Below are 12275 nucleotides of genomic sequence, written 5' to 3'. Positions count from 1 at the left end.
TTACAACCCAATTCAATATGCAAAAACACGTATTTACACTTCTCTGCTTACTTCTCTCTACTAAACTTCTACTTGCTCAGCCTGCCCCTGCCGGTAGCATTGCGGCCTTCACGTCGGGTATGGAACGCAATCCCGGTTTTATGACCTATTACTGGGATGCTAAAAAAGGTAAAATCTGGCTGGAAATATCCTCCCTTGATACCGAACTACTATACTATCCGACGCTGGCAGAAGGCGTTGGCTCCAATGATATCGGGCTTGACCGTGGCCGGTTAGGGCAGGAACATATCGTGAAATTTCAGCGTAGCGGTAACAAAGTACTGATGCTGGAACCTAACTACGCGTATCGGGCTATCAGTAACGACCCACTTGAGCGCCAGGCGGTTGAAGAATCGTTTGCTAAGTCGGTTCATGCCGGTTTCGAGATTGTAGCCGAAGATAAAGGTAGTGTATTAGTTGACCTCACCCCATTCTTGATGCAGGATGCCGTTGGGGCTGTGCAGGCCATTGCCCGTACTAAGCAGGGTACGTTTAAATTCGACCCGACGCGCAGTGCCATGTACCTGCCTCGTACCAAAGCCTTCCCGCAGAATACAGAATTTGAAACGATTATTACCCTGACGGGCGATAATCCCGGTACTTTTCTGCGCGATGTGGTGCCTACGCCTACGGCCATTACCGTGCATCAGCACCATTCATTTGTTCAGCTTCCGGACAATAACTACAAACCCCGCCTGTTCGACCCACGTATCGGGTACGGGGGCATTGAGTACTTCGATTATGCGACGCCCGTTAGTCAACCCATCATGAAGCGGTACATCTCGCGGCACCGGCTGGAGAAAAAAGACCCATCGGCCGCTGTGAGTGAAGCGGTAAAACCCATTGTGTATTACATTGATCCGGGTACTCCCGAACCGATCCGATCTGCTTTGATGGAAGGTACTGCCTGGTGGAATCAGGCATTCGAAGCGGCTGGTTACAAAGATGCCTTTCAGGTTAAACTGCTCCCGGCCGATGCTGATCCGATGGATATTCGGTATAATCTGGTGCAATGGGTACACCGTTCCACGCGGGGCTGGAGTTACGGGGGTAGTATTAATGATCCGCGCACGGGCGAAATCATTAAGGGGAAAGTTACCCTCGGCTCGCTGCGGGTTCGGCAGGATTATCTTATTGCGCAGGGATTAGCAGGCGACTACAGCAGCGGAGCCGCTCCTTCGTCGGACCCAATGATGCAAATGTCCATTGAACGGCTTCGGCAACTGGCGGCTCATGAAGTAGGTCACACCCTTGGTTTGCCTCATAATTACATTTCCAGTACGCAGGATAGGGCATCCGTTATGGATTACCCGACGATGCTGGTCAAAGTGAAAGGAAACAGCATCGACCTGAGTGATGCGTATGCCAAAGGAATTGGTACTTACGATAAATGGAGCATTCGCTATGGGTATGAGCAGTTCCCGGCTGGAGTAGATGAAAAATCAGCCTTAAACAAGATCGTAACGGATATGCACAAGGCGGGTTTAACCTTCCTAACCGATAAAGATGCGCGACCGGAAGGTTCGGTCCATCCCGGTACCCATCTGTGGGATAACGGGGCCGATGCCGTTGACGAGTTAAAGCGCGTATCGGATGTTCGGCGGGTGGCGTTGGCCAACTTTACGGAAAAGAAAATTCCGATGGGAATGCCAATGGCTACACTTGAAGAGGTACTGGTGCCGATGTACATGTTTCATCGCTATCAGGTAGAAGCAGCGGCTAAAGTGGTAGCCGGACAAGTCTACACAAATGCGCTTCGGGGCGACGGCCAGCCCGTAATGTCGACGGTTCCGGTTCAGGAGCAAAAACGGGCGTTGAGTGCGCTGATGGCTACTATTGACCCTGCTTTTCTGGCACTTCCTAAATCGATAGTAGCATTAATTCCGCCCCACCCATTTCGCTATAATCCAAATCCTCGGGAAGTTTTCAAACGTCGGACCGGGTTATCTTTTGATCCAATGGCGGCACCTGAAGCTGCTGCCGGTATGACGATTCAGATGTTATTAAATCCGGAACGGGTCAGTCGGCTGGTCGTTCAATCGGCGCTCGATCCGGCTCAGCTTAGCCTTGAGTCGATGCTGGATCAATTACTAACAGCTACCTGGTATAAAGCCGAACCTGCCGACAGTTATCAGGCAGAGGTGAAAATGTTGACGGATAAATTGCTGTTGCAAAAACTTATCGACGTGGCTAACAATACGGAGATAACACCGCAGGGGCGGGCAATTGCCGGGTTAAAGCTTAACCAGTTGAAGGGTAAGCTCAATGCGGCAGCTGCCAATCCGAAAGTAGCGGCCCATCACCTGTTTGCGCTCGATCAGCTTCGTCGGGCTGAGGGTAATGTTGACGATGTTCGGCCAACAAGCCCGCAGGCTCCTCCCGATGGGATGCCGATTGATCCGGGTCAGGAATGGCTGGCACCTGCTTGCGACTGGCGATAAATGATACCTACAAAAAATCCCCGCCATAAGCCTGGCGGGGATTTTAATTTCTAGACCAACAACTTACTCAAAAACTACACACCAATGTTCAGGGTACTCAACACGTTGTTCATGTTCCGGACCGCATCGGCTGACTTGTTGAAAGCAGCCTGCTCTTCGTCGTTGAGTTTATAGTCAATAATTTCTTCCCAGCCGTTGCGGCCCAATACGACCGGAACGCCCATGCAAATATCCGACTGACCGTATTCGCCTTCGAGCAATACGCAGGATGGAATTACCCGCTTCTGGTCGCGAACGATGGCTTCCACCATATAGGCACCAGCGGCACCCGGTGCGTACCAGGCGGAGGTACCAATCAGACCTGTTAGTGTTGCGCCACCCACCATTGTATCGGCAGCAACTTTTTTCAGCGTCTCATCGTCCAGAAAGTTACTGACGGGTACGCCCGCTTTGGTAGCCAGCCGAGTAAGTGGAATCATCGTCGTGTCGCCATGACCGCCGATAACCGAAGCCTGTAAATCATTCGATGAGCATTTCATTGCCAGCGACAGGTACGTTTTGAAGCGGGCCGAATCCAGGGCACCACCCAAACCAATTACCCGATTTTTTGGAAGTCCCGATGATTTCAACGCCAGATACGTCATCGTATCCATCGGGTTCGAGATGATAATAAAAATAGCATCGGGCGAGTGTTTCAGAATGTTTTCCGTAACTCCCTTCACGATCCCTGCATTGATACCAATCAAATCTTCGCGGGTCATGCCCGGCTTGCGCGGCAGGCCCGACGTGATAACAACTACATCCGAACCAGCGGTTTTTTCGTAATCATTGGTAGAACCGGTTAGTTTGATATCGCAGTCGAGCAGGGTGGATGCCTGTAGCATATCCAGTGATTTGCCTTCGCTGATACCTTCTTTAATGTCCAGAAGAACAACTTCGTGGGCGAGTTCCCGGCGGGCGATGTTATCGGCACAAGTGGCTCCAACGGCCCCGGCGCCTACTACAGTAACTTTCATATAGTATTCAGAATTATAGGATTAACAAGCAGTCGCAAAAGTACTGCCCTCATTTAAGACAAACCAATCTAGCCAGAATAAAACTTATGGGGTTGATTAATAGTTTATCCATTAAGTAGCAGATAAACGGTTAGATAGTGACTCCTGACTACTTTAGTGGAACGTTAAGTAGTCTGTCAGCCGATAAATTCAATGAAAAACAAAAGTCTGATAACGCGAATTTTGTCCTCAATTTTCTTCAAGAAAGCGAATGCGGGGGCTGCTCGTTATGCCCGCGATAAACGAAGCCTCTTTGAATTAGTTCGGGAAGCGCTGGCTAAAAGTGGTAGCTTATCGGGTGCCAATTTTGCTACATTTCGGGACCAGTTAGGCGTTGTGTCACGTTTGGTGAGAGCATATGCATCTGGAGAATATAGGGAATTGCCCTGGAAAACACTGCTCCGGATTATTGCGGTATTGATCTATTTTGTGTCACCTATCGATATTTTACCTGACTTTTTACCCATAGTGGGCCTTAGTGATGATATTGCCCTGATGTTGTGGTTATTTAGTGGTATAAAGGATGATATTGAGAAATTCCGGCAATGGGAATATTCTATGGCTAGCCAACATCAGACAGCTCCCAAACGGATGGAAACCATAAAAATTGGTTGATTTCTACCTTTTTTTGCTTTGATTTTTACCGCTTAGGAGTTGTTTCCATTATAGAAGAACGGCGGTGGTCCCGAAGCGAAGTTTAGAAACTTTAACGGATAGACCTAAAACTAAAGGGCTGGTTAGTGCGTAAGTTTCACTAAGGTTTAATAGATTGTACAAGAGAGTTTTGTTAATTTTGCATACATTCAAATCACAGAAGATATGATTTCGGCAACCATTTTTGCAATTATGGGTTTGGGCGGCCAGGAAATGATCCTCATTTTCCTCGCCCTGCTCCTGCTGTTCGGCGCTAAGAAAATCCCTGAACTGGCACGTGGCCTGGGTAAAGGCATTAAAGAGTTTAAAGATGCTACCAAAGATGTTCGCGAGAACATTGAGGATAGCCTGAAAGAAGACAAGTAATATAAATGATAGTCAGCAGACAATCAGGCGGTTCTATTCAGAGCCGCCTGATTGTCTGTTTTTATTAGTTTATGGTACATGGTCTATAGTTTACGGTTTATGGTTTATAGTTGGCTGATGCGTTAGCTAACCATAAATTACAAACGATAAACTACAAACCATAAATTTTTGCCTTGTGTCTCCTTACCGTAGCTATACTTCCATTCAGTCTGATCTCAAAGCAGGCATTATCACCTGCCGCCTGTTGGTGGAGCAATACCTCGCCCGAATCCGGGAAAATCAACATCTTAATGTTTTTACGGAAGTTTATGCCGATGAAAGCCTGACGCAGGCAGATATCATCGACCAAAAACTGGCGTCCGGCACGGCCGGGCGGTTGGGGGGTATGGTCATTGGCCTGAAAGACGTATTGAGTTACGCCGGGCACAGCGTTCGGGCCGGAAGTAAAATATTGGATACCTTCACTGCCCAGTATACAGCTACCGCTGTGCAACGACTGCTGGAGGAGGATGTCATTATTATTGGCCGTCAAAACTGCGACGAGTTTGCCATGGGCTCGTCCAATGAAAACTCATCATTCGGACCTGTTCGGAACGCTGCCGATACGAGCCGGGTACCCGGCGGTTCGAGTGGTGGGTCGGCAGTGGCAGTACAGGCAGGGCTTTGTCTGGCCAGTATTGGTTCCGATACGGGCGGGTCTGTTCGGCAGCCAGCCGCTTTCTGTGGTGTAGTAGGACTGAAACCTACCTACGGGCGTATCAGCCGCTGGGGTTTGATTGCCTATGCCTCTTCCTTCGATTGCATTGGACCCATTGCCAACACGGTCGATGATGCTGCTCTGCTGCTCGAAATCATGGCTGGTCCCGATGAATTCGACAGCACTGTATCAAGCCAATCCGTTGCGGTTTATTCAAAAAGTATGCTGCCAGACACCCCCCTTCGAATTGCTTATTTACAGGATGGCGTGGCAAGTGAGGGCGTCGATAAATCCATCCGGGAAGCTACCCAGCGCAAAATAGATGCCCTCAAAGCAGCAGGGCATGTGGTAGAACCCGTTGATATTTCCCTTTTAGATTATCTATTGCCAACATACTACATTCTAACTACTGCCGAAGCCTCATCTAATCTGTCTCGTTTTGATGGCGTACGGTATGGGTACAGAAGTAAACCATCGAATGATACACCGGTAATGGATCTTTTGTCGTTGTACAAAAAAAGCCGCACAGAAGGGTTTGGAAAGGAGGTACGTCGGCGGATTTTGCTGGGTACGTTTGTACTGAGTGCCAGCTACTACGATGCGTATTACACGAAAGCGCAGCAGGTACGACGATTAATTCGGGACGAAGCCGAACGCCTGTTTGAGCAGTATGATTTTTTACTCTCGCCTACTACGCCCACAACGGCGTTTCTGCTGGGGGAGAAAACCGACGACCCGCTACAAATGTACCTGGCTGACATTTTTACGGTACAGGCTAATGTAATAGGATACCCGGCCCTATCGATTCCCAATGGGACCGACTCCAATGGTTTGCCCATTGGATTGCAACTTATGGCTCCGGCTTTTGCCGAAGGAAAACTTGTTGCTATGGCAAAGTTATTGCAGCAGTTGTCGTGACGCACCACAAGGAGGAAGGCGGATAGCATGATTATAAAATCGTACATAAACCCATAATTTAGTATGACTTACCTGAACCGTAGCCTGTTTACATTGGGGCTGATGAGTGTGGTAGTGGGAATGGTAACTGTATCCCGCGCCGAGACTACGATTCAAAAGGACACTACAATTGTTAGTAAGGATACGGTGGTATTGGTGACCAGTGTTCCTGATAGTTTAATTCGCGAGCGACTGGTAAAACTGCAGAAAACCATTCCGCTGAATTACCATACGGCTGTTCAGGGCTATATCGACCTCTTCGTTTTTCGTCGACCTGCTTACGCCCAAACCATGCTGGAGCGTATACCCCTCTTCTTTCCACTATACGAGCGATTCCTAAAAGAATATGGCTTACCTGATGAATTGAAATACCTGTCCATTGTCGAGTCGGCTCTGGAGCCACGGGCTGTTTCCCGGTCGGGGGCCGGTGGGCTCTGGCAGTTTATGCCCGGTACCGGACGCGAGTTACACCTGTATCAGGATGACTACATTGACGAGCGGATGGACCCGGTAAAAGCCACCGAAGCCGCCTGTAAATACCTGCGGGATTTGTACAACATTTTTGAAGACTGGGAACTGGCTATGGCCGCTTACAACTGCGGACCGGGTGCCGTAAAACGGGCCATGCGTCGTACTGGAGGAGATTCATTCTATACCATTTACGATGCTCTCCCCAAGGAAACCCGTGGCTATGTGCCGCTGTTCGTTACGTTCACTTACATGATGAACTATGCGAACGAACACGACATCGTGGCCCAAAAATATGAGTACCCCATTCCGCACGACACCATTCAGATAACGGGCTACTTCAACCTCGAAACGTTTGCCAAACACAGTACAATGCCACTGGCCGATCTGAAGAAAATGAACCCGGCCATTACAACCACTATTCTGCCTGATTACATAAACCGGTATCCTTTGCGAATTCCCCGTCAGCAGTATAATTACTTTGCGACCAATCGCCGGGCCATCATGGATTCGGCCAGTCGGCTACCCTATCAAATGGAGCATGTTCTGCTGGCCCATGCCGAAGATGTTCGCTACGGGATCGATTCGATGGGTGTGTGGACGTCGCTTAACCAGAACCCGTTGGCCAATGCACGAATGGAAGAAGCGATTCTGGCCTCATCGGATACCGATAACAACGATGACGAAGAGGAAGTCAGACCGGTCGTGAGCCGCAAGTCCTCCCGCTGGCAAACGTACACGGTCAGAAAAGGAGATAACCTCGGCGATATTGCCGACCGCTATGAGGTTGATATGAACGATCTCAAACGGTGGAATCAATTAAGTTCCACGACCATTCAGCCGGGACAGGAACTGGTTATTGGGGGAGAGGCCGAAGCCCGGTCCGAACGGCTGGCGAATGAGCGTAAAGAACAAACGACCAAAAAGAAGGAAGTTGCGGTAAAGGCCAAACAATACAAACCGCGCTATCATCAGGTGCAGCGTGGTGATACACTCTGGAACATCGTTCGCCGGTATGATCTGACCATCGAACAGCTTAAGAAGATGAACCATATCAAAAGCGATGAACTCCGCCCGGGGCAGAAATTGATTGTTGGCTAGTGATATCCTGATCAATGACCGCCTAGATTAACCAGATATTCATATAAAACGGAACCCACACTTTACGGAAAAAAGTCGTGGGTTTTTCGTATCTTTACTTACACACAACAGGCTTATTGACAAGCCTTTCAAACCAACGAATGATTGCTTATTTAGATGGGGTTTTATCCTACAAAGAACCTACACACATTATTATTGACGTAAATGGAGTGGGTTATATGGTTCACATTTCACTACAGACATACTCCATTCTGCCCGGCGGTGGTGACCGGATAAAACTTTTTATCCATCATCTTTTCCGGGAGGATAATCAGTTGCTGTACGGCTTTGCCAACGCCGATGAGAAATCGCTTTTTCTGGATTTGATTGGTGTTTCCGGCGTAGGACCCAATACCGCTCTGGGAATGCTCTCTGCCATGCAACCCGGCGATTTGCGTCTTGCTATCCTGGGCGAAAACGTTCGGGCGGTGCAGGCTATCAAAGGTATCGGTGCTAAAACTGCACAACGCATCATCCTCGAACTCCGCGACAAGATGAAGCGGGCGGGCGTGGTTACGGGTGGCCCAACCTACAAACAGCAACCGGCCAGCAACGTGGTTTGGGATGAATCCCTGGCTGCTCTGATGGCTTTAGGTTTCCCCAAAGCAACGGCTGAGAAAAGTGTTAGTGACGCCCTACAGGCTGACCCTGCTCTGACTGTAGAAGAAGTGATCCGGCGGGCGTTGCGCTCAACCTGATTGGGGGAACTAGTTGAAACGGCACTATCGCGATATCAGGCTTTCAACCCTGATATCGCGATAGTGCCGTTTCCTTCATTTCAAATCAATAGTTGCCTCGGACTTGCTCCGGGTAATTAATTGAAACGAAGGACTAAAATGGCGATGGGGAGTCTACAGGTTACATAGCAAATCAACGAATTACACTTCGCAATATAACGCCAGTAGCAACACCTCCCAGAAACCAGAGGCCGTTATTGTTTCTGCGACGGCCGCCAGACCGACTAGCGACACGATTAGAATTTACATTCCAGGTGCCTTCTTTCGTACCAGCGATGAGTTGCGAATTATCGGGGTTTATTGTACCGGGTGTCCAGACTACATCCAGGGACTGCCCCGGATTGCTGAATGTATAGCCGGGGTAAGGCTGATAACGGTCTTGTTCGGTCAAAGACATGACTTTTAAATCATCGTATCGTTTGTTAGGGTCCCAGACCGATTCTACAAACGTATCGCCTTCATAAATGAACTTGTACCCAGTAACGGGTATCCACATGCCCTCTACGTCGTCAGACCAAGCCTTATAGTCTGGATGGATTAAGCCTGCTTTCCAGACGGTTTGTAAGTCTTTCGACTGGTCAACGAAGGAATAACCGGGTAAGGGGGCCCAGACGCCTTCGGTTCCGGTTGTTTCGGCACTATATTCGGGATGGGCAATACCTGCCTGCCACGCAAGATCGGTGCTTTGCCAGAAAAAGCGTGCGTCGCTATTGTTTGTATTTACCCATGCGTAACCAGGTTTGGCTGGTTTTGCCAGAAATGGTCCGCAAACACTAAGTTTAGATGATAATGCTACTGCGGTGTGCCAGAAGACAAGTAGCACTATTACGCTGGAAGCTAAAATTTTTGCAGTTTTCATGCCTTTAGATCCGATTAAAATTTTACAGCTAAACCAACCCGCGACGATGATAAACCTGTGTAGCCGAGTTCCAGAAATGCGCCTACTTTATTGGTAAAATAATACTTACCGCCAATGAAGTAGTTTAGAAAAAGGCCGCTACCGTAACTATAGCCATAGCCGGACCCGTAGTAGCTGTCATTCCACTTAAAGCTCCTGTACCCCAGCCCAAGTCCTGCATATAAGTCTATCTTATTCTCATTAATATTTAAAACCCGGTTGAAGTGATAAGAACCTCTTGCTCCCAGGTAATAAGCCGAATAGCGATACCGGTAATTATAACCGTAATAATCATCATAACTGCCTGAGTTATAATCGAGCTGGCCGCCAACGCTAATATCCTCTGTGATACCAACTTCGTACGAAAGGCCAATGGGATGGCCATAGTAATAAGAGGATAGACCAACACCGATGTTCAGTAGTTTATCTCCTTCACGAAAACCTAGTCCACCTGAACTGACGGAACGCCCTCTGCTACGACCCGTGTTCGTCCGCTGTTGTGTAACTACAGGAGCCGGAGAAGGAGCAGCGACTGGAACAGGAGCAGGCAGGGCCGACGAGTTCGGACGGGCGGGGGAAGTCGAAGGGGAAGATGGGGATGGACTTGCAGCGGTTCTTGTCGGGGTAGTAGTTCTGGCCGGACTGGACGTGGATGACGGTAAAAGTTTATTCGTGGAAGTCGGAGGTGATTGGGCTGCCTTTTTTACCGGTTTTCTGGCCGGGGCTTTGGCTGGAGCCGTTTGGGCGTAGCCACCCGTTGATGCCGTAGCAAGCAGTGCGAATAGAAGTAGTGTTTTCATGTCTATAGTTAGTTTTAATCGCTCAGGTAAGGTGGTGATTCGTTCGTTTTAGTTTATTGAGAACTATTCGATTATTGGCGTATGAATGGTTCGGCCAAGCCGGTTCATTTTAGTTCGTAGAATGGGTAATTGGCTCAGCAGGGGTTCGCGATACTGTTTACCAATCAGTACGGCAACCTCCCCAATAAAAAGCTGCCCACCCTGAATAGCTGTTATATGGTGTAAATTGACAATATGCTTGCGTGATACCCGGCTAAAGGAATTAGCATCTAACTGCGGCTCCACCTGGCCGAGGTTAGTAGACAGGCGGTAGGTTTTATCGGCCGTTACGATATCAACCCAACTACCCTCGGCCTGAACATACAGAATATCACCTTTGGCGATCTTCTGGTATCGTTGGTTGGTGGTGACCACAAAAACACAGTCTGGTAATGAAACAGGCATGGATAGAAGTAGAAAAGTGGAGCATACAGCAATTAATGATTCCAATTAGTCTGAGGTAACCACTTTTACCTGAATTTTTTTAATTCGCACTTTACCCGGCTCATGGTCATATAATGATGGTTCTTGTAGGAAAAATATGGAGTGATTGTGTAGAAAAGTATTGAAATCAACCAATAGATATTCTGACTTGATAAAAGCCTAGTTTTTACCAACGAACCACGTTGAAATCTGCCGTATTTATAGTTATATGACTGAATGCTAATTGATTGTCGGTCCCGTAGCTGGTACTTTTTAGTCGCTCAATCTTTTTTCTATAATGGTCCTCATTTAAGGAACTCGTTACTATAGTCGGCAAGTATGTCGGTTGCTGGGGTAGCCTGAACACGATTGGCAGGCGGTGGAGCAGGCATTTTTGGGTTACCTGACAAGCCATAACGAACCCACCAGTCAAGTGCGCGACTTATTGTCTGCGTTTTAAATCGATGATAGAGGAGAAGCAGCCCGATGCTCCGGCGCAGCGGTGTGAGGTTAGGAGCGTCTCGGTAGAATTAAGCAACTATGGGCGGGATCTTCGTTGAAACTATGCAACGGTACAGCAAGCGATTGGTTCTGTACGGAGTAATGGACAAATGGAAGGGTAGATGTGTAGCAGAATCAGTACGCATTCGGGTGTTGGCCTGGAATTGAAATGGCTCCCTAGAGTGACGCTGAATCAGCCTCTTCGAAATACAGAATTAATGGAATAGGAAAGGGGGGAGTCCTTGCTCCTGTAGATTTTCCACTAAACTTCCAGGCTGAGTCATATACCCGGAATTTGTAGCATACAGCCGGAAAAATAATCGGCCTAAAACCTTGATAAACGCATCTCTATACCCAATGAATTGGGTATAGAGATGCGCTAACTACTATTAGTTAACTCCGGCTGCTTTCTTCTTTTTAGCTTTAGCAATGGCTTTTATTTCCTTCGAATCGGCCTTTATTTCTTTCTTTTCGGCCTTATCCATTTTCTTTTCAGCTTTAGCCATTCTGGTTTTGGGGTCCGAAATGCCTTTCACCTCCAATCCTTTATGCGTAGCTGCGTTGGATTTTAGCTCCTTTGCTTTTGCTACTTTTTTCTCAGCTTTCATTTCTTTTTTTGCGGCTTTTCCTTCCTGTACAGCCTGAGCAAATCCGGTTTGGGTAAAGGCGAGTGCAGCGCAGATGGATGCAGCAATCAGTGCGTTTTTCATAATGAACGTTTGTTTTAGTGAATGTATACCTACCAACAGGTAGATGTTACTAGCATCTATAAACGGACCGGGTTCATGTTTGTTTAAAAACATTTCCCTCCAGCTCTATTTTGTTCGTGCATTGCCATCAGGCTTCAAAAAATAGTCGACTCACGATGATTCAGGATAAATAGCAGTCGGTGCTCAGCTAGTGAATCCAGTTCCAGCGTATTGGATAAAGTGGTGTCTTGTAAATGATAACCTTTGTTTATTCTTCTTGTAAATACTTTCTTCAACTCTTTGATTATTAGGTTACTGTATTCCTGAATCGTTAAAAAATGTTAAGCGAACACCCGCCTGGTGGCGATACG

Annotated in this window: 11 protein-coding genes; 6 read left to right on the top strand and 5 right to left on the bottom strand. The window is 47.9% G+C overall.

All coding sequences use genetic code 11. The features are described 5' to 3' along the window. Window positions 1-17 precede the first annotated feature (17 nt). Window positions 18-2480 (top strand): zinc-dependent metalloprotease, encoded by a 2463-nt coding sequence (locus tag B157_RS0126540; protein WP_020606349.1) that lies wholly within the window; start codon window positions 18-20, stop codon window positions 2478-2480. 74 nt (window positions 2481-2554) lie between these two features. Here B157_RS0126540 and mdh read toward each other — a convergent pair whose 3' ends face one another. Beyond that, window positions 2555-3496, bottom strand: a complete 942-nt coding sequence (mdh, locus tag B157_RS0126535; RefSeq protein ID WP_020606348.1) for a malate dehydrogenase — start codon at window positions 3494-3496, stop codon at window positions 2555-2557. Between the two features lie 192 nt (window positions 3497-3688). On the opposite strand from mdh, the gene B157_RS36050 reads away from it, so the two are divergent. The 5 genes from B157_RS36050 (at window position 3689) to ruvA (ending at window position 8515) form a co-directional block, all read left to right on the top strand. After that, window positions 3689-4150 carry a YkvA family protein gene (locus B157_RS36050; protein ID WP_020606347.1) on the top strand — a complete coding sequence of 154 codons (462 nt, stop codon included), beginning with the start codon at window positions 3689-3691 and terminating at the stop codon, window positions 4148-4150. A 204-nt stretch (window positions 4151-4354) separates the two neighbouring features. Then, entirely contained in the window at window positions 4355-4555 is a 201-nt protein-coding gene (locus B157_RS0126525; RefSeq protein WP_020606346.1) for a Sec-independent protein translocase subunit TatA/TatB, read from the top strand. 175 nt (window positions 4556-4730) lie between these two features. Beyond that, window positions 4731-6170: an Asp-tRNA(Asn)/Glu-tRNA(Gln) amidotransferase subunit GatA gene (gatA, locus tag B157_RS0126520; RefSeq protein WP_020606345.1), complete on the top strand. Its 1440-nt coding sequence runs from the start codon at window positions 4731-4733 to the stop codon at window positions 6168-6170. Between the two features lie 63 nt (window positions 6171-6233). After that, window positions 6234-7778, top strand: a complete 1545-nt coding sequence (locus B157_RS0126515; RefSeq protein ID WP_020606344.1) for a lytic transglycosylase domain-containing protein — start codon at window positions 6234-6236, stop codon at window positions 7776-7778. Between the two features lie 140 nt (window positions 7779-7918). Beyond that, entirely contained in the window at window positions 7919-8515 is a 597-nt protein-coding gene (ruvA, locus tag B157_RS0126510) for a Holliday junction branch migration protein RuvA (RefSeq protein ID WP_020606343.1), read from the top strand. A gap of 172 nt (window positions 8516-8687) precedes the next feature. Here ruvA and B157_RS0126505 read toward each other — a convergent pair whose 3' ends face one another. The 4 genes from B157_RS0126505 to B157_RS0126485 all read right to left on the bottom strand — a co-directional run bounded on the left by B157_RS0126505 (window position 8688) and on the right by B157_RS0126485 (window position 11925). Then, window positions 8688-9413, bottom strand: a complete 726-nt coding sequence (locus B157_RS0126505) for a hypothetical protein (RefSeq protein WP_020606342.1) — start codon at window positions 9411-9413, stop codon at window positions 8688-8690. Between the two features lie 14 nt (window positions 9414-9427). Beyond that, entirely contained in the window at window positions 9428-10252 is an 825-nt protein-coding gene (locus B157_RS38565) for a hypothetical protein (protein ID WP_157618600.1), read from the bottom strand. 63 nt (window positions 10253-10315) lie between these two features. Beyond that, window positions 10316-10696: a LytR/AlgR family response regulator transcription factor gene (locus B157_RS0126490; protein ID WP_026308983.1), complete on the bottom strand. Its 381-nt coding sequence runs from the start codon at window positions 10694-10696 to the stop codon at window positions 10316-10318. Window positions 10697-11604: 908 nt separating this feature from the next. Continuing rightward, window positions 11605-11925, bottom strand: a complete 321-nt coding sequence (locus tag B157_RS0126485; RefSeq protein WP_026308982.1) for a hypothetical protein — start codon at window positions 11923-11925, stop codon at window positions 11605-11607. Between the last annotated feature and the right edge of the window lie 350 nt (window positions 11926-12275).

The sequence above is a fragment of the Spirosoma spitsbergense DSM 19989 genome (assembly GCF_000374085.1).
Taxonomy (GTDB): domain Bacteria; phylum Bacteroidota; class Bacteroidia; order Cytophagales; family Spirosomataceae; genus Spirosoma; species Spirosoma spitsbergense.
The sequence above is the reverse complement of the archived record's forward strand: the minus strand, read 5'-3'. Positions and strand labels throughout refer to the sequence as shown.

Bases quoted from the DNA above. Each gene is read 5' to 3' on its own strand.
- ruvA (WP_020606343.1), top strand. From the start codon at position 7,919: ATGATTGCTTATTTAGATGGGGTTTTATCCTACAAAGAACCTACACAC.
- B157_RS0126505 (WP_020606342.1), bottom strand. From the start codon at position 9,413: ATGAAAACTGCAAAAATTTTAGCTTCCAGCGTAATAGTGCTACTTGTC.
- B157_RS0126515 (WP_020606344.1), top strand. From the start codon at position 6,234: ATGACTTACCTGAACCGTAGCCTGTTTACATTGGGGCTGATGAGTGTG.
- B157_RS38565 (WP_157618600.1), bottom strand. From the start codon at position 10,252: ATGAAAACACTACTTCTATTCGCACTGCTTGCTACGGCATCAACGGGT.
- mdh (WP_020606348.1), bottom strand. From the start codon at position 3,496: ATGAAAGTTACTGTAGTAGGCGCCGGGGCCGTTGGAGCCACTTGTGCC.
- B157_RS0126525 (WP_020606346.1), top strand. From the start codon at position 4,355: ATGATTTCGGCAACCATTTTTGCAATTATGGGTTTGGGCGGCCAGGAA.
- B157_RS0126540 (WP_020606349.1), top strand. From the start codon at position 18: ATGCAAAAACACGTATTTACACTTCTCTGCTTACTTCTCTCTACTAAA.
- B157_RS0126490 (WP_026308983.1), bottom strand. From the start codon at position 10,696: ATGCCTGTTTCATTACCAGACTGTGTTTTTGTGGTCACCACCAACCAA.
- B157_RS36050 (WP_020606347.1), top strand. From the start codon at position 3,689: ATGAAAAACAAAAGTCTGATAACGCGAATTTTGTCCTCAATTTTCTTC.
- B157_RS0126485 (WP_026308982.1), bottom strand. From the start codon at position 11,925: ATGAAAAACGCACTGATTGCTGCATCCATCTGCGCTGCACTCGCCTTT.